Below are 18,552 nucleotides of genomic sequence, written 5' to 3'. Positions count from 1 at the left end.
AGTAAACAGGCATACGATGCAGACGCGCTTCCGTCATGACTCCCTCAATGCAGCACCATCGCACTACAAGAAAGAAGTCGTTTCTGAATGGGCTTGCCCCATCCAACGACACATTTGCCCGGCCCAACTGGACGCCCGTCGATCATGCCGTTCGCCGAGCCCGCTGGGACCGTCTTCGGGCTGAGCGCGAGAGTCGCTCGGCGTTTCTCGACCGGCTTTGGCTCGTCGGCGCCCTCTTCATCCTTCTCATGGGCATCTCCGCAACCACCGGTCCGCAGTGGAATCCCCTCGAGCAGGCCCAGACGACGCAGCGGGCCGCCATGTTTGCGATCGAAGCCGAGCGGGCGGCCGCCAATGAGGCCCGGGACGAGCAGGCCGAGGCGCGGGCATTCGAGAGCCTCTCCGAGTACACGGCCGACGCGTTCATTTCCGGCAGATAACCGCGCCCCCACGTCACTCAACCCGACCTCAAGGCGACTCATGACGTTTAGTCAACGGCCCGGCCCACGCCCGGACGCTCTACCACCCTAAGAGCTCCGGGCGTTTTTCCTGTGTCGACGTGTTGAAGTGTTATCCGGGCGCCCTGAACCCTGAACCGTGAACCCTGAACCGTGAACCCTGAACCGTGAACCGTGGACCCTGAACCGTGAACCGAAACTTCGAAGTCCGGGTGCAATCGAGACAGGTAGTTGACCCTCAGGAATCCATTGCGCTTATTGGTGCGTGTAATGGTTTCCTATCGGACACCTCTCCCCTTCCGGGACTCGATCACCAACGCAACGCCCCATGCCTGGCACGCCGGTAAACACCAAAAAGGATAACGAGCGCGAGCTGAACTTCTGGGAGAATCTGTATTTCCCGGAACTGTTCAAAGGCCTCGGCTTCTCGCTCAGCAAAATCACCGACGAGCCGACGTACACGCTGCAATATCCGGAGGAGCAGTGGTATCCGCCGGACAGCTACCGCGGACGTCCGGTTCTCGTCGAAGAGAATGGCCGCCCGCGCTGTGTCTCGTGCAACCTATGTGCTCGCGCTTGCCCGCCGCTCGCGATCTCGATGCAGTCGCACGAGGTCGATAATGTCAAGGAGCGCGAACCGGAGTGGTTTGAAATCAACATGCTCCGCTGCATCTACTGTGGTTTCTGCGAGGAGGTCTGCCCGGAAGAGGCCATCATCATGTCGAAAGAATACGACATGACGTTCCAGAGTCGCGACGAAGCGATCTTCGGGCTCGAGCGTCTGCTGAAGCCGAAGGAGCAGATGCAGGACCGGCTGGAGTACCTCGACCAGTACAAGAACCGCCAGTTCGGCCAGCAGTGGGAGTTCAAGCACGACAACAACCTCCACAGCGTGAAGGACCAGCACTTCCTCGACTGGCTGGCGGAGGAGGGAATGCACGGTCTCGAAAACACGCACCTGCGTGACGATCGGAAGGCCACCAGCGGCGAGCAGTCGTGGGGCTCCGAGCGGGAAGAGTCAGCGTACAGTGAGCACGCGCCGGAGTAACGCGCGCGTTGACGATTCTTTTTTGCCTTTCTGCGAAACGTCACGGTCATCGAATGACTGACAGCTCCTCCCGGAACGCGTCTTCCTCAACGTCAAATGACGAGGTGACCGACCTCCGCTCGGTCCCGGAAGACCAGCGCGCGGACCTTCGTACGGCGCTGATCGAGCAGGTCGAGTACCTGATTGACGAAGTCGAAGCCCTGCGCACGGTCACAGACACCGTACCGGAGCCGGTTCAGTCCGGCCGGCCGACCGATGACGACCTGTCGATGAAGGAGCTGTACGGCCTCATCGCCGAACTCGATCGGCATGAGCGCACCGACTGGATTCGTCGCGCCCGAGACGAGGACACGCCCACCCTGTCGCCAGCAGAGGCGACCGAACGGGTGCGCCGTGGCGACTGGAATGATCGCGACCTGGACGTCGTGCTAGATGCGGTCCAGGATGCCCGCCGCGACCTTGTTGCGAACCTCACTGATCTCGATGCCGGAACGTGGATGCGTGAGGTGGAGGTTGAGGGCGAGAGCCTGACGCTCTTCGAACTCGTCCACCGCTTCGCCACCGACGACTTTCAGCGGCTGCGAGATCTTGGCTACCGCCTTCACGACGCGGATCTGAGTGATCGGGGTGAGGAGTAAGGGGCGGGGTACGTGTCCACCTTTTCTGATCACCGAGCCGGGCGTCGTATTTCGCATTTCAAATCCCGCACTTCGCCATGGCTAAAAAGACCGGTCTTTCGTTCGAAGATCTGGCCACGTCGTTTCGGCACCAGAACTTCAAGCCGCTGTATTTTCTGTTCGGTGAAGAAGGGTTTTTAATCGACGAGCTCCAGGATATCCTGATTGAGAACGCGCTGGAGCCGTCGCAGCACGATTTCAATCTCGACATCGTCTACGGGTCCGATACCGAAGCCTCGAAGGTCATCGGTCTGTGTCAGGGCTATCCCGCGATGGCGCCTCGCCGGGTTGTGATCGTGCGGGAGTTCGAGAAGCTGGAAAACAACCGCCAGTTCAAGAGTTACGCGGACGACCCAAATCCCGAGGCCGTCGTGCTCCTCGCGTGCACCAACAAGCCAAATCTTTCCGCGCATCCATATCGGGCGCTGAAGAAAAAGGCCGCGTGGTCGCACTTCAAGCCGCTGTACGACAACCAGATGCCCGGCTGGATCAAGAAGTACGTGCGCGGTCAGGGTTACGACATCGAGCCGCAGGCCGTCCAGATGCTTGCGGATTACGTCGGCACCGATCTGCAGACGGCGGCCAGCGAGGTCGAGAAGCTGATCACGTTTGCCGGGGAGCGCGACACGCTGACGGCGAACGACGTGCTCGACGCCAGCGGGCAGACGCGCGAGTTCAATGTCTTCGAGCTTCAGAGCGCGATCGGCGAGGGGAAGTACGCGGACGCCATGCGCATCACCAATCGCATTCTGCAGCAGGCCTCTAATGCGCACAGCGAGGCCATCATGATCGTCGCCGTGCTCAACGCGTATGTCGATAAGCTGTGGAAGCTTCAGATGCCGCAGGCGCAGCGAATGTCGAAGCATAAGCTGGCCGGACACATCGGCGTCAGCCCGTACTTTGTGCAGGAATACAAGCAGGCCGCCCGGCGCTACTCCATGCGCGCCGTACAGGACGCACATGCCGCATTGCTCGCGGCCGACTACGAGTTGAAAGGAGGCTCCCGACGCGATCCTCGCTTGATCCTGACCCTGCTGGTTCGTCGGTTGCTGCCACAGCGTGTGACGGCCTGATCCGATACCCGGTTGAAAGAAACCGTTCATCGTCGTGGATCCAGCCGGATGCTCTGGTCGTTGCAGCATTCGAAAGACATCCGCCGCTCCGCCCTTCTGGGGTGGGGATCGATCGGAGGAAGTATGAATGTTGAGAAACATAAACCCAGAGCGGTCATACTCGCAGTAGTCGCAGGAGGAAGCGCGATTGAGTGTGCGCGACTGCGACGACGACGTTCGCTGTCCGAGGTCTTCCCCCGTTAGATACGTTCGATTGGTTTCATGATCGACGTTACGCCTCGGCGGCCCTGTGGTATTGACTCGGCCGACGCCCGTCATGAATGATCACGCATCTCTGCCCCCCCTGGATGGCGACGACGCCTCCTACGCCTGGCTGGACGAATGGCTGTGCGAGTACGTAGACGGCACGATGGATCCGTCCCTGGAGTCCGTGTTCGAAACGTACGTCGAGGCCAACCCGGAGCTCAAAGCGCACATCGAGCAGTTAAACGAGACGCGCAACCTGCTCGGGAATCGCGGTCGACCGGCGCCGCCCTCGCGCGAGAAGCGTAGGCGGGTTTGTAACCGGGTTCAATCGCGGGTTTGTCGCAAGGTCGAATGCGACATGCTCCGCCAGCAGGAATCCCTGGCCGACCTGGTGCGCGACCACTCCCGCGCCGCGCTCGGCATCGCCTCCTCAATGGCCGTCGCCCTCGTCGTAGGCATCTTCACCGGCGCGCTTCTTTTCGCGCCCGAATCCGATTACGCCTCGCGCAGAACCGTCTCCACTGCGCCTTCGGCCGCGATGTCCGGCGGCTCCTACGCATCACAGCCCGTGTCGTCACGCGAGTCTTCGAGTCCCTCTACGCAAGAGCCGATCGTCCAGGCAGATGCAGGGTCTTCGTCCTCCACCGCCGGAGCAGGTGAGGAGGTGACGTACAACATATCCGCCTCGCCCGTCGACCCGATTCCGTCGTCCGATGCGCCCACTCGTTCGTCCACGTGGTCGGCTTCGACCCCGACTCCGTCGCTCGCCCCACTACACCTGCCACTAGACGCGTCTGCCTTCCAGGCTGACCGCGAGCACATGACCATGTGGCCGGGGCCGCTTCAGGCGATCCTGTCGTCGGGCAAGTGGTCCGCGCCCGTAAACGCCGGCTGGGTCACGCTACCGCTGATGCCAGGGGACGCCTCGACGAGATCGGCATCCTCGCCGAAAGAGACCGTATCAGATCGGATGATCTCGTACAACCGTCCGTAGGATCTCCGCGTGAGCCGCTACATTCGCGACTTCTTGACGCAGATACGCGAGCACGATGGATCCTGATGTGGCTTTTGTCGTTGCAGCCCATCCGTTACGAACGATGCACGGCCCGCCGTGAAAGCGCACCGCCCGTCCGTAACGACGACACTTAGAATGGGCCCTTAGCTCAGTGGTTTAGAGCGCTCGCCTCACACGCGAGAGGTCCCTGGTTCAAATCCAGGAGGGCCCACCCCGACCGTCGTCGCCAGTTTCTGGCAGCGGCGGTTTTTTCTGTTTGTACCGGCCATGACAGGTGCGAGTGAGGCAGTCACTCAGAATGGTTGTGGGGTGACGATCTCGTCCTGAAGGTTTTTCGACCGGGCCAATTTAGGGAAAGCCTACACTGCTACGCAGAACCATACGAAGAGACCTTTGTTGTGCAAGCCGGCGATCTTCTGGTCGGGATGGTGCTTTCGCCCCCCTGTTCTTTGGAATAACGGAGAGCACTACTCAACCAGCGAGTTCGGCGAAATCATGCTGGAGACGAAATAGATCAAAAGTACCTGCTATTATGCAATTTGAGACCCTTTGGCGGAGATCGAGGACAGCACGCTTGGTACCACGGTGACATCGAAAATATTGACTTGGTACTCCCGGTCGCTGAAGAACAAATAGCCGTTGACACGATGCTCTGTGGATGGACACCGATATCGAGACGCTATAGACCCGCGGCGATAGGATGCAGGACATCAAACAGGGCATGATGCAACAACTGCTGAGGAACGCACGCGGCTGGTGTGATGCGATACATCCTCGTGGGGAAAGGTCTTATTTTCAGTTTTGCCGTAAGCTGAATATAGTGCATCTCCGTATTCTCGGTTTCGTGGATAGGTCAGGTCAACCTGCTAACGTGCGGCTATATGCGACATCTGCGGAAACATGGGCGACATGTGTCGCATAGTACAGGTGCACCGATATCCGGCACAGGTCCATATTGCCATGTCCGCTACTGCCACGCCGCAGCGTACGAACCAAAAGGCCTTCGAGAGCGCACTGCGTTCTTTTCAATCCAAACGTGTTGAGACTGCGGATGCAACGCCGGATATCGAACGGGTCCGTGAAGGGTTGGGAATAGACGAGATGGATGCGGTCGCCAGTGCGCTCGATCTTAGCCAACCCGATCTGGAGGACGTTCTCGATTTGTCCGTCCGCACGTTGCAGCGCCGCCGGAAGCAAGGCAAAGGTTTGACACCTGTCGAATCGGATCGCCTCTGGCGCCTCTTGCACATCTGGGCGCGGAGTCGGACGGCCTTCCACTCGGATGACGCAGCCCGCATGTGGCTCAAAACACCGCATGGACTCCTGGATGGAGAAACGCCGCTGGAACGGCTGGATACCGAGCCTGGCCTACGCGAAGTGGAGGATCTGTTGACCACGATCGACGAGACCAACGCCGCGTAATCGTTCGCTCGTGCTCTGCCCATCGCGCCGCGAGGTCTTGTGACCATCTACCGTCTTACCAAAGCGAAGTACGCCGAAACTGCGTTCAGGGGCTCTCGCGGGCGGGGCCGATGGCACGAACAGGGCGTCCCGATGGTCTACGCCGCCGATCAGCCCGCCACCGCATTGTTGGAGACGCTCGTCCACACGGGGCGCGCCGACCTCGTTACCACCGACTACGTGCTGTTCGAGATTGAACTACAGGAAGACCAAGACCTCCTTACGCTATCCGATGCGGACCTCCCATCCGACTGGCGCGAATGGCCGTGGCCCGCATCCACGCAGGAGATCGGGACCTTCTGGCACGAACGCCGGGATTCCCTCGCGCTTTCCGTTCCCTCCGCCGTGATCCCGATCCACCGGAACGTCCTGCTAAACATTCAGCATCCCCGGTTTGCCAATCTTGCGATTGACGGGCCGATCCCGTTTCCCGTGGATACGCGCCTTGGCGTATCCAGCGAATCCAACGTCTAAGATCCATCCGGCATGAGTCCCACCGGCTTGCATCAAGACAGCAAGCAAGACCGTCTTTTTTTCGGCTCACGCTGCCTGCTACTGATGAGGGGCCTGGAAGTGACCCGCTGTTGTAGACAGGGTATGAGTTCCTCCCCGTGAAGCGTAGCGATAGAAAGAATTTCGGTAGGGGGCAGCATCCGTATCGTCACGATTCCCCCTTCGCTGTCTGCAGGATGTGCCGGGTTCAACACGACGTTTCACGCGCGCGGGACAATCACCGAGGGAATGCGCATCGCCACCGAGCGCTCGGACTGAATCCATGCGTCACCGAACTCTCGGGAGAGAGCCAGAGGTGTTTAGGCCGGACGACAACCTTCCGTCTCCTATGAATATGGGCGTGACAACTCGCCCTTGAATGTGGATGGGGTCTTAACCTTCTCCCTCGTCCCGTTTCTGGGGTCTCGAGCAGGCAGGAATCGTAAATGAAGGTTGGGGTGACAGCGGTAGTGATAGGTCCTCTCTTCCGAGAGATCTCGGTGGCATTTGTGTAGACCGCAGTGAAGGAATGTTGCGGTGTGTAGAATAGTGACTTCGTCCAGGTCCGCCCTAAACTTTGAACCAAAATGTTAGGTCGTCCGCCATACCCTTGCCCCGATAAGGTTATGGTATCATCGGGTCAAGATGAGGTCGGTGGCGAAGGATCTAATATTTCAATGAGTGCTTGTCGATCCGCACGATTGAGACCGCTCGTGTATATCGAAAGTTGCGGAAACCAGCGCCCAGTCTCCGAGGTGAAGAGTCGAATGGTTTGTGTCTTTTCCCTGTACGACACATTTCGGATCTCTTGACGCGGAAAATCGATCGGGTCTCGAAATCGCCGATGAACGGTCACAACATGAGGGCTAACTTCTATGCGTTTTGGCACCTCTACGTAGTATTTAGTGACGCTAAGTCCGCATATCACGATGACAATGATGCTCACTCGCCAAAGGATGTCCGGATAAAGTGGTAGCCCGGTCCACCATAGGGGCGGAGCGATGACGCAGATACACAATATTGACAGGAGTCCCAATCCGCGCCCCCACTTGGGATGACCTGGCCTGAACACCTGTACGGAAGTCGCGGATGATGGCATAAGAAGGAAGACAAGACGCCGTAAAGTTGAAGGACAACGAGCGAAGAGAAGGCAAAACACGTTTTCCCAGCTCAGCGTGCGCATTATCCACGCGGCGTCTGCAGGGAATTGCTTCGGACTCCGTTTAATTGCGTACGTTTGTAAAAGGTATAGGGTACATGTGTTAAAATGCGAGCGTATCGATCAGTGGCCTTGCGACGCATTGGAGACGGAAGACGCCGACTCCGAAGAACCGTCAACACGGATTTAGGGCAGAGCAGGATCGGAAATGCGAGAAGCACAGCCCGGACTCGCTTCAGCGATTCGATCATGCGTTCTCGTCTACCACTTGTCACGCCGCCCCCGTCCCGCTCGCGTCGCGAGTGTATCCCCGTTTCGGAAACGAAGCCAGATTCGCGAGCGCAGATGCTCCTCAGGCTATAAGCCGGTCGTCATCTGGCTCATGTCTCTGTAAGGGGCACATCCAGCGAGGGACCGGTGCGTTGGCGCAGATGGACGTTTGTTCTGCGGCAACACGAATATCTTGACGAACAGCGATGGATACGGCAGGACGGCACGCCAGAGGCTCTTCGATGGAGGAGTCTGTCCTCTCCGTTTCTCGGGTGCTTCGTCGGTGGTCGCTCCCGGAGCCATGTTACTACCCGCGCCAGTCCAAACGGGAGGCGGTCTTCATCCTTGACAGCAATCGATGCTTTTCCCACGTAGAACCGGAGGCGTCTCATCTTCTGGGTCGCCCGATTGAAATGCTTGTCGGAACGCCATCGAGCGAGGTCCCGATCCTTGCCTCGCCCGGATTCGCGTCGGCTTGTGATCGTGCGCAAGATGGCGAGCCGGCCGGCGTGGACGTATCGTCTCCATCAGGGGTTCGGCAACTCCACTTGCGCCTGTATCCGGCGGGGGAGGGGATTGCCATTTACAGCCGAAGGTGCGTTGATGCATGGTCGTCCTTGCCGCGCCGCGTCGAAGATGAGTCGTTCGCTCTCGACAACGAAGAGGTGCACCTGAAGATGGCTATCGACGGGGCCGACCTCGGCGCCTGGGAGGTGTATTTCGAGACGGGCCGCGCAGTGTACACGGAGCGGTGGGCCGAAATCCTCGGTTACACACTCGATGAGGTCGAGAACCACGCCGACTTTTTCTTCGATCACGTCCATCCCGCCGATCAGCCGCGCGTCCGGAAAGCGATTGAGTCGTGTATCGAGCGGGAGACGGAAATGATGGACATCACGATTCGAATGCGCCATAAGGACGGGGCATGGCGCTGGGTGGTGGACCGCGGCCGGATCGTAAAGCGAGCGCCCGATGGATCGCCGCTTCTGATGGTCGGGACGCACATGGACGTGACGGAGGCGCACCGGGCTCAGAGGAATCTGCGTCGTGAACGTGATCTCCTCCAGCGGATCTTCGATGCGAGCCCCGCTGCTATTATCGTATTTAACGCGGAGGGCGATCTGGTTAGAGTAAGTGAGCGCGCAAAAGAGGTCCTCGGTATCGCGCCGCGCGTCGTGGACAACGTAGCGTATAACGATCCATTCTGGGAAATCAGAGATGTCGACGGAAATCGGATCCCGGATGAAGACCTCCCGTTTGCGCGGGTCATGCGAATGGGGCAGTCCGTGTACGACCTTGAACACACGATTACCCGGAGCGACGGCTCGGAGCGCCTCCTGTCCATCAATGGGGCACCGCTGTTCGATGAGCCCGTGGATGAAAGAGGATGGATTGATCGTTCGGATTCGGTAGCGTCACGTCAAACCCAGACCGTCGGTTCGACGCAGTATTCGAACGAGCCCACTCGTGCGGTTTTTGTTTTGGAGGACATTACGGAAAAACGTCGTATGGAAACGGCGCTTCGTCGCAGCGAAGAGCGGTTCCGCGCGGTGGTTGAGCAGGCCGTCGATGTTGTCGCGATTATCGATCCAGATGCGACGTTTACCTACCTGTCACCATCGATCGAGCGCGTCACGGGGTATCCACGGGCTCATCTCCTCGGTCGAAACGGGCTGGCGATTGTTCACCCGGAGGATGTGTCACGCTTTGAGGCGGCGTTTGAGAACGCGTTGCTCGATTCGTCGCAGACGGTCGATGTAGAAGGTCGATATCGCCATCAGAACGGTGAATGGCGGTACTTGTCGATCCGTGGACGCCAGATCCTGTCCGAGTCCGGGCGTCAGCAAATCCTGGCGAACATGCGCGACACGACGGAGGAGCAGCAGCGTCGTGAGGCGCTCGTGGCGGCCAAAGAGCTGGCGGAGAAGAACAGCCGCCTGAAGTCCGCCATGCTTGCGAATATCAGTCACGAAATCCGAACCCCTCTCACGTCGATCATCGGATTTTCCGAAATCCTTAGTTCGGCGGGGCTTCCCGCTCCGCTCGATAAGTTCTCTCGCCACATTGAGCGCAGCGGAAACCGTCTCCTTCAAACGCTGGACGCGATTCTCGATCTGTCGAAGTTGGAGGCCGGGGTCGTGGACCCGCACGTTGAGTCGGTGCGCCTCCGGCACGTGGCGGAGGAGGTCGCCGGCGACCTGCAGCCGCAGGCTCAGGCAGGCGAAATCGACCTTCGGGCGCAGTGCGAATCCGTACAGATGGAGACGGATCCGGGTTTGCTGTATCGAACGTTGGTCAACCTCGCTGCAAACGCCATCAAATTCACGGAGCCGGGGGGGAAGATCACCATTCGAGGGCGGCAGACGAGACCCGTCGATGGCAATCACGCCAACACCGATCCGAATGAAGCGTCTGTACTGATTACCGTTGAGGACACGGGCGTGGGAATGGATTCTGGCTTTCTGACACGGGCATTCGATGCCTTCGAGCAAGAATCTACCGGCACAGCCCGTCACTTCGAAGGAAGCGGTCTGGGTCTGGCCCTCGTGCAGAAATACGTATCGCTTCTGGAGGGGACCGTGTGGATCGAGTCGGAAAAGGGAGAAGGGACAACCGTCTTCATCCGGCTTCCCAAACGAATGTCTTGAGGTCCATTCGCTTGTCCCTCAGCAGTGGCTGAAATGCGGGCTTCGGGGCGTGTCACGACATTTCCGCGAGCGGGCGGTCGAACGAGAGAATCCCCTCCGTCATGAGCCGAAGTCCACTTCTCGTTCTGGATGGGCAAACATAATGCCCGCAGCCAAGCGACTGCGGGCGTTCAGGTGCGGCGTACGGATCTGAAAAATCAGGCCCGTATTCAATGATAGCCGCTGCACCTTCAAATGGAATGGGCGGTTGCAGGCGCACCGCCTGTATCGGCGTCGCTGGTTAGGCTTTGGAAAACGTCCCGCTGCCTCCCATGCTGCCGAGCTGGACATTCAGTCCGCCGCCGGCGAGTACACCGACACACGTACCGTTCTTGTAGAAGCTAATCTCCGTAACCGCGGGGTGCGTCACGAACTGAAATTTTACGTCGCCATTCAACACATTTGCGTTCGCGAGCCAGCCTCCCATCCAGATGTCGCCGCCTCCGAGGCCAACTCCCCACGCCTGGCCTTCGAAATTAACTTTTGCGCTATCGTCGATCGAGATCGGGTTGACCGACGAAACCTTTGACCAGATAAAGGCCGATGCGAGAGCGAAATTCCCGCTGGCTTTGTGGTGGGCGACGGACTCAGCCGTTACGTCAAAAGACTTCTGAAACTCCAGGTTTTTTGTGCTTGCTTCTTCCAGATGAGCAACTTTCTCCCGATATGATTTCTTGGCCATCTGGAAATACATCTCTTTCTCTTCCTGCGTCGGTTCTGCAATGGACGTGGCTTCCATGATCGATCGTTTTTGCTTGTATGAGATATATGATGTAGTAGGGTTATTAACATTAAAGATTATAATACTGATAGTCAATGTAACAATACTATACCGTATTATTAGACAATAGTAAATATACTATAATTAAAATTGATAAACGTGCATATGGGCAGGAGGCGAGGGGGCTCGGTGAGGTGAAGCCCCGAAATGGTGAATGTCATCGGCGGACCGATCAAAGATGTAAATGCGATCGACACCGAAACGTCCGGCGGAATCGCCATTCGCGGGGGCCCGATATCTCGCGTGGCGTCTGCCGATGACCTCGGCGTACCCGAGTCGGTTGAGCCGGGCATCGAGAGCAGTCGCGCACGGGGCATTGCACCCGGCGGATTCCTTCTGAATCCGTTGCCGGAATTTTCTAATTCAGAGCCTGTCCCGATCGCCGATGATATCTATCTACATTTCCGGGTCGGACGTGCGTACGCGACAGTCCGTTTGTCGGGACGGAGCGAATGCAAGTTCTACTTTCAACTCGGTACCGGCTGTCGTTACGGAGGGGGCAGCAGGCCGCATGGACAATGACGCCGGGACGGAAGGTGAGGGCGTCGCGTGATCTCGTCGCGCCTCTCTTACTGTCGAACCAGCTCCACGCGACGGTTCAGTGCTCTGCCCTGGGACGTGCTGTTGGTCGACACCGGTTGTTTCTCACCGTAACCCCGCGCCTCCAGCCGGTCAGCATCAATGCCGCGCTCCGTGAGCCACTGGACGACTGACTGGGCTCGATCCTTCGAAAGCTCTGCGTTGTAGGACGTGCTACCGGTATTGTCCGTGTGCCCTTCGATCGCCAGACGCAAGTCGGGCTGATCATTCAATACCGAACGTACCTGGCGCAAGGTCTCCTCCGATTTCGCTCGCAACTGTGCCGAATCGACATCGAATCGGATCCCATATACGATGGCGCGACCGCTCGTAGAAAGGGACTGGGCAATGTTGCCGTCTGTTGGGATTGTACACGCGGGCTGTTCTCCCCCCTCCGCTGGCGAGCCCGTCCATAGTCCCTGGTACTGTCCGTCCTCATACCAGAGTCCGTTGAGTTGATTCCCGGAACGAGAAAGCACCATAATCGCTGTACCGATTTCGTCTCGTCCTTTGTGTCGCCACTCGAACTGAGCGACATTGTCGTCGATGCTGCCGGTCAGCGTTCCCCCGCGGTAGTCGTAGCAACCGTAGATCTGTGTTCCACGCTGTTCGATGCGCATGAGGTCGTAGTTGGTATCGTAGACACCCGAGATCGTAGACCTGGAGTCTGCATTCCCTGACGTTTCGCCGTATGCCTCTAGCTCCATCAACTCGGTGTACGATTCGTGGCCCCAGTTGGATTTGATTACCAGTTTGAGCCAGCGGGCCGGCGTCGATTCTGGAAATGAAAATACAGACCGAGCGCCCTGAGCGGCTTCCCGAACGATCGCTTTCGAAAATCCTGTATCCGGCCCGTCTGTAGACACCCAGACTTCGACATGCCGGGCCGAAATGCCAGGGTAATCGGCTTCCTCCGCGGTCGAATTGTCAAATGCGATGGAGTCGAGCGCCGTCGGTTGTTGAAGCTCAATAAGAATCTCATGGGGAAACGAAGCACCCTCCGCGGCCGACCATCCGTGCTCAACCGTATCGTCGAGGAGAAGAAGCGCCGCCCACTCCTCGTCGTACTGCCCGGAGTGGGAAAGCACGATGGCCCCACTGGATAAGTTTAGCACATCTACGTCCTGTGCACTCGGCGTGCTTTGATTCGTTTGCGCGTGCAGTGGCTCGATGGTCGCTATAAGACAGACGCAGACGAGAAAGGGCGTTAGCCATGACCCGGAAATACCGTGGTAAGGGAGATATGGCATGTTGGGGTTCGGTCGTTTGTGATCGAGCGAAGACATGCTATTTCGGTGAGACCGTTTCTGTTACAAAATGAACGCGGAACGGGCCGGTCTTGATATTCGGGGCTCGAAGGTGGCCTTCAATCGAGATTGGCCCCATTCTGCTGGAACGTTCCTCACGATACCGACTGATCTCTCTGCTCCGTCGGAGGAAAATGCGACGCTGTCACAGGTTACAGGCTTGGAGAGATCGATCTGAGACGGGCTAGTGTTGGTGGTCTTCCCACCGGACGGATCTGACCCGCAAGCGGCATTTGCGATTCATCGGGCGGCAACCAGAGTGAACAGAATGCGATTCGGACCCTGAAACCGTTCGGTGCGACGAAGACAGTGACATGACTGCCAATGTAACGGACCGTTCACGGACGATCCAGGTTGAGAACCTGTTCGGCGGACAGCCTTCGGCCATCCCAGAGGACGGACCTCCCGACGGTCGGTCCTCGAGATGCTTGCACGATCCGGTCTCGTTTGTTTCGCGCATCGTGTCGATGGCGAACGTGCCAAGGGGGCACGATTAGGATTGCGGATAGGCGTGAACGACCGCACTTGCATTTTTTGAGACCCATCCACCAAACAGGTTGAGGATTTCTCAGTCGTTGAGAGGCGAGGTTCGGTGGGACTTAGAAAACGTTTTTCGTATCGGCTATGGATGTTCGCCCTGTCCGTCACGCCAGAGCATAGGCCGCGATGGTGAGTCCGATGACCTGTACCCAGACGCGAAGGCTTCGGTTTTCTTTCGTCCGCTGCCAGCCGAGGGCCAGACCCGCCATTGCGATGGAGAGGGCGATGAAGAGAGCAATGACGCCCCAGGGGCCGAGTGCATTGCCGAAGGTCGACGCCAGGGTGTGTTCGTTCCATCCCAGGCGGTAGAGCACCAGCAGGTGCGCAACGTAGAGAAGGAGCGACTCCTGCCCGACGATTTCGAGCCAACCCGGATCCTGCGGCTGCGCCTGTCCGGATTGCGTGGGCTCCAGTGCGAGATAGAAGAGGGCCATCGTGGCGAGGGAGAGCAGGAGGTAGGCCGCGATGACGACAGGATCTCCGTCCCATCCTACGCCGGGCCAGAGCCGGTGTCCGTTGAAGGCCAGCAGGCCGAGGCTCAGGCCGCCGACGCCGCCGACAAGCAGGAGGCGACGCATATGCTGTCGCGCAACATTCCGGCGGTCGGCCGAGATGAGCGCGCGTCCCGCCACGGTACCAGCCAAAACGTAGGCGCCCCAGGGGAAGAACGGGAAGAGAGATTCGTACTCCGCCGTGACGTAGTTCGCGAGCGCGACGGGGATCACCGACGGAAAGGACACAGACCACAGGACGGGCGTAGCGGCGACAATTCCTATACACAGTCCGCCCAGAACGCGTCGTCGGGTGGCGGCCGATCGGATCGTGACGTAGGCCGAGAGCAGCACGACCCAGCTGAGCGCGATGCAGTGCAGGATATCGACCTTCAGGAACCGATCCCAGTCTTGCGCTCCCGCGTGGTGCCAGGATTCGGGCATGAGGCCGGGCGCACGAAGCAGATACCCGATGACCCAGATCAGGAGCAGCTGCTTCCCCCATCCTTTTACGGTGGCGATCCGATCGGTCGATGAGGGAGGTGTGGCCAGCGCAAAGACGAGACCGGCGGTGAGGAGAAAAACGGGCGCGACGAGCCCGTTGATGAGGTCGACGATGCGAAAGAGAAGACCCTCCTGCAGTCCGGGGCGTAGCGTCGTGTTGACGACGTGGGCGTTGAACATCAGAACGACCGCCACGCCCCGGAAAGCGTCGAGCGAGCGGTATCGCGCGGGCGGAGAAGTATCGCCTGTTTCCTCATCTCCAGAACACATGAAGGTGGTATCGGGCTCAAGGAAAACGACAGACGGCAGCGAGAACGACCATACGATACCTACCGAGGCCGGGCGAGGAGGCTCCCGGTGGTGAACAGAGGTCACAGTGACTCTCGCGATTCAGAACTCGCGTCGGTGTTCGCCTGCCGACGGATGCCTGCTTCCTCCGCTCGATGGAAAGGTGGACACTGATGGCCTGGACACGAACTGTCATTCGTTCGCGTCGACGGTCTCGAGGGACATGACTCCAAATTACGTATCTGTGCGCACTAAGGAAGTCGTCCCGACGGTGTTAATTAACCGGTGAGTAGAATCGGCTCCTCGCAGTAGGACCAGATTCGGAGGCAGAGATCGATTCCACCTCCGCTCTTTGGCGTGGAGCCAGGATCGGCTGGTCATTCGTCGCACTCGTGGTGCACGCGAAGACGGCTAGACTCGATGATTTCGATTCACTGTCTCGGGGACATTCAGTACGTCACCGGGTCAGCGGATCGCCTCTTTCCCTCCGTCTCGCCCCCTTCACTTATCATGTTCTATCCCCGATCGTATCCTGACAGTCTTCTGAAGCGCGTCACACCGCTCGTTCCGTTCTTTCGTGGAGGGGCCGCGTTGCTGGTCGCAATCCTTTTTCTCTTCCTGTCTTCCGGACCCGCTCTCGCGCAGGTGGCCGTCAGTCCCTCAACAGCGAGCGGAAACACCATCGCAAGTGCAAACACGTCCGACAATATTGCTGTCGGGGCGGATGGAACCATTTATGTTGCCTATCACGGCGGAAATGGCATTCAGGTCGTCAAGAGCATGGACGACGGCGCCTCGTTCTCGTCGCCCGTGACGGTCACGTCTACGAATGCGGAGGTCGAGATTGACGTATCCTCGAACGGAGCCGTGTACGTGGCCTGGGTCGAAAATGACCGGCTGATGGTCGCAAAGAGCATGGATGGTGCAAGCACGTTCGCTGCGGCTGTGGACGCCGCGAAGCTTAGGTCTCTCTCTGTTCACTTCGCGACCGACGGCAACAATCTGTACTTTGTAGGACGCGAAGGGACGAAAGTTGTCGTCAGCAATGATGGAGGCCAGACGTTTCAGGAACCGCCTACGGGCCAGTCCTCGATCTTTTCTGATATCCTGGTCGATCCTATTTCCAGGGATGTGATTGCTCAGTTCGACGACCCGGACGTGACGTATTCGGTGAGTACGGATTTCGGAACCACGTTCGGTACGCCGATCACGCCATCCGATGATCCCTATGTTTACTACTCGGTCGGAGCCCTTTCGAGTGGAAGTCAGGGACGGTTCCTGTTTGTCGGTGGAGGCATCGGCTCGGAAACCTACAAAATTGATCTTGGGAAGGAAACGTCCGAGATCATTCCGGCCCCCAAAGCCGAGACCTCTCAGGGACGGTCGCTTGCGGCAGATGAATATGGAAATGTCGTCACGGGATACGTAGAGAATGCGAGGGTCAAGTTTGTCGTGAGCCAGGATCTCGGAGCGACGTTTGGCACGCCGACAACCGTTTCGACAACCTCGATCGCTCAAGCGGACATTAATAGCACGAATGGCGACGTTCTCTTTCTCTACGAAGAGAATGGAGACATCTTCCTCCGGTCATACGGAGAGCGGTTGCGAGGCTACGGGCTGGAGGTCTCGCGTTCCACCATCGATTTTGGCTCTGTTTTGTTGGGTGAAACAAGCGGCACCGAATCGGTGATCATTACGAATCGTACGGGAGCCACGGTCAACATTTCGTCGATTGAGACAGACGCTCCGTTTGCATCGACCGACGCTTGTCCGACTGCGCTCGCAGCGTCTGAGAGCTGTGAGATCGACGTGTCGTTTTCACCGACTACGAGCGGTGGGGCATCTGGAAGCCTGAACATCAACACCGATCTGCCGGAAGGGACCCGCGTGGTGAACCTTCAGGGAGAGGCAAGCAACGAGCCACCCACCATTGGCACCATCGCACACCAGACGATCACGGAGGACGGTACGCTCGGGCCGCTTAACTTCACCGTCGGCGACTCACAGACAGCGGCGTCCGACCTTGTCGTGACCGCGTCATCAGACAATCAGGATCTGGTTCCTGATGCGAATATAACACTTGCTGGAACGGGTGCCGATCGAACCGTCGAAATTACGCCGGCGGCTGGCAAAAGCGGGACGGCAACAATTACCCTGACGGTCAGTGACGGCACGAAGTCGGACAACACGACGTCGGAGACGTTCACCCTCACCGTCACCGACGTGCCGGATCTGGCTGTGACCGACGGCTCTCCCAGCGGGCTCGATCTGACGGTAAATGTCGATCCGGGTACAGACAATAACGTCGTCGGAATGTTTACGCTGTCGGCCGGGTCGGTCGGAGCGACGTTCGAGGCTGTGACCCTGACGAACAGTGCTCCGGGTGTGGCCGGGGTCTCGGTCGCGCGTCTCTTCGCGTCAGAGGATGCCACGCTAGATGTGGGTACCGACACGAAGCTGGGCGAAGTCGATGTCGACAACTCGAATGCGCCTGCAAGCCTCGCCTTCACAGCGTTCAACGAAGCGGTTGATACCGATACGCGATACGTGATTCTCGCGATTGACGTTGACGCCGGAGCGTCGACTTCCGGCATGCAGTTTTTGCTCGACAAACCATCGGACCTCACGGTTGTGGGAGGCGAACTCGCCACCGTGAATGGACAGGCGACGGCGACCTTCGCATCGCTCCCGCTATCGGGCAATGTGATGGCGCTCCCGGTCGAGATGGCTGGATTCACGGCGACCCCATCCGGTGGCACGGTTGAGCTTCGGTGGCAGACGTTGACGGAGACCGGAAACGCCGGCTTCGACGTGGAGCGTCGCATCGGCACCGGGAGCTGGACCTCGCTGACGCGCGTGGACGGTGCGGGGACGACGACGGAAGCGCAAACCTACCAGTTCACGGACCGCGACCTTCCGTACGAGGCGGAAGAGCTGACGTATCGTCTCCGGCAGGTCGATGTCGACGGCTCGGAGAGCTTCACGAAAGAGATCGTCGTAACGCCGTCTGGCGCACGTCAGATGGAGTTGCTCGGGACGTACCCGAACCCGGCCCGGACGCAGGCCACGGTGCGGTTTGCGGTACCGGAGGACGTAAGCAATGCGCGCCTGGTGCTCTACGACCTGCTCGGACGCGAGGTGCGAACGCACAGCGTCTCCGGAGCTGGACGTCAGCAGATGACGTTGAACGTTGACGGGCTCGCGACGGGAGCGTACTTCCTTCGCCTGATGGGCGGGGGGCACGTGAAAACGCAGAAACTCACTGTCGTTCGCTAGCCCCAACGGCCCATACAGTTCTTCGGTAGCAAGAGCGCCCTGCCTGGAATAGTCCCGGGAGGGCGCTTTTGGGTTCGCATGCCAGGTAGGAGCGCAGGGAGCAAGATGCGTCAGACCGACGCTGACGATCGGGAGCGTGCGATTCTACCCGCCACGTCTTGTCGCTCGCGAACATCTCCGATCGCCGGTCTCGTGTACGC

At 58.8% G+C, this 18,552-nt stretch carries 13 protein-coding genes and 1 tRNA gene; 11 read left to right on the top strand and 3 right to left on the bottom strand.

Going from position 1 to position 18,552, the window contains the following annotated elements:
* The first annotated feature begins 35 nt into the window (after positions 1-35).
* From CRI94_RS16560 to CRI94_RS16520, 9 genes are all read left to right on the top strand, one after another.
* Positions 36-440 (top strand): hypothetical protein, encoded by a 405-nt coding sequence (locus tag CRI94_RS16560; protein ID WP_143815462.1) that lies wholly within the window; start codon positions 36-38, stop codon positions 438-440.
* Positions 441-786: 346 nt separating this feature from the next.
* The gene (locus tag CRI94_RS16555) at positions 787-1,506 is read left to right on the top strand and encodes a NuoI/complex I 23 kDa subunit family protein (protein ID WP_098078750.1); all 720 of its coding nucleotides are present in this window, start codon (positions 787-789) and stop codon (positions 1,504-1,506) included.
* Positions 1,507-1,559: 53 nt separating this feature from the next.
* Positions 1,560-2,144: a hypothetical protein gene (locus CRI94_RS16550; protein WP_245846239.1), complete on the top strand. Its 585-nt coding sequence runs from the start codon at positions 1,560-1,562 to the stop codon at positions 2,142-2,144.
* A 77-nt stretch (positions 2,145-2,221) separates the two neighbouring features.
* The gene (holA, locus tag CRI94_RS16545; RefSeq protein ID WP_098078747.1) at positions 2,222-3,256 is read left to right on the top strand and encodes a DNA polymerase III subunit delta; all 1,035 of its coding nucleotides are present in this window, start codon (positions 2,222-2,224) and stop codon (positions 3,254-3,256) included.
* Between the two features lie 316 nt (positions 3,257-3,572).
* Positions 3,573-4,496 (top strand): anti-sigma factor family protein, encoded by a 924-nt coding sequence (locus CRI94_RS16540; protein WP_098078743.1) that lies wholly within the window; start codon positions 3,573-3,575, stop codon positions 4,494-4,496.
* A gap of 158 nt (positions 4,497-4,654) precedes the next feature.
* Positions 4,655-4,728, top strand: a tRNA-Val gene (locus CRI94_RS16535).
* 749 nt (positions 4,729-5,477) lie between these two features.
* Positions 5,478-5,939: a type II RES/Xre toxin-antitoxin system antitoxin gene (gene parS / locus CRI94_RS16530; RefSeq protein WP_179862374.1), complete on the top strand. Its 462-nt coding sequence runs from the start codon at positions 5,478-5,480 to the stop codon at positions 5,937-5,939.
* Positions 5,940-5,978: 39 nt separating this feature from the next.
* Entirely contained in the window at positions 5,979-6,452 is a 474-nt protein-coding gene (locus tag CRI94_RS16525; RefSeq protein ID WP_179862373.1) for an RES family NAD+ phosphorylase, read from the top strand.
* A 1,689-nt stretch (positions 6,453-8,141) separates the two neighbouring features.
* Complete coding sequence (locus CRI94_RS16520; RefSeq protein WP_179862372.1) at positions 8,142-10,547, top strand: PAS domain S-box protein; 2,406 nt, start codon at positions 8,142-8,144, stop codon at positions 10,545-10,547.
* A 280-nt stretch (positions 10,548-10,827) separates the two neighbouring features.
* On the opposite strand, the gene CRI94_RS16515 is transcribed toward CRI94_RS16520, so the two are convergent.
* Positions 10,828-11,325 (bottom strand): hypothetical protein, encoded by a 498-nt coding sequence (locus CRI94_RS16515; RefSeq protein ID WP_098078726.1) that lies wholly within the window; start codon positions 11,323-11,325, stop codon positions 10,828-10,830.
* 427 nt (positions 11,326-11,752) lie between these two features.
* Between CRI94_RS16515 and CRI94_RS17790 the strand changes: the two genes are divergently transcribed.
* Positions 11,753-11,920, top strand: coding sequence for a hypothetical protein (locus tag CRI94_RS17790; protein WP_179862371.1), 168 nt, complete (start codon positions 11,753-11,755; stop codon positions 11,918-11,920).
* Positions 11,921-11,936: 16 nt separating this feature from the next.
* Here the strand turns inward: CRI94_RS17790 and CRI94_RS16505 are convergent, their stop codons facing one another.
* Positions 11,937-13,196 (bottom strand): OmpA family protein, encoded by a 1,260-nt coding sequence (locus CRI94_RS16505; protein ID WP_179862370.1) that lies wholly within the window; start codon positions 13,194-13,196, stop codon positions 11,937-11,939.
* 701 nt (positions 13,197-13,897) lie between these two features.
* The gene (locus CRI94_RS16500) at positions 13,898-15,058 is read right to left on the bottom strand and encodes a heparan-alpha-glucosaminide N-acetyltransferase domain-containing protein (protein ID WP_098078714.1); all 1,161 of its coding nucleotides are present in this window, start codon (positions 15,056-15,058) and stop codon (positions 13,898-13,900) included.
* Positions 15,059-15,496: 438 nt separating this feature from the next.
* Here CRI94_RS16500 and CRI94_RS16495 point away from each other — a divergent pair, with 438 nt between their 5' ends.
* On the top strand, positions 15,497-18,352 hold the full coding sequence (locus CRI94_RS16495; RefSeq protein WP_098078710.1) for a choice-of-anchor D domain-containing protein: 2,856 nt from the start codon (positions 15,497-15,499) through the stop codon (positions 18,350-18,352).
* Positions 18,353-18,552: the final 200 nt, after the last annotated feature.

The organism is Longibacter salinarum (assembly GCF_002554795.1).
GTDB classification, from domain to species: Bacteria; Bacteroidota; Rhodothermia; order Rhodothermales; family Salinibacteraceae; genus Longibacter; species Longibacter salinarum.
The sequence above is the reverse complement of the archived record's forward strand: the minus strand, read 5'-3'. Positions and strand labels throughout refer to the sequence as shown.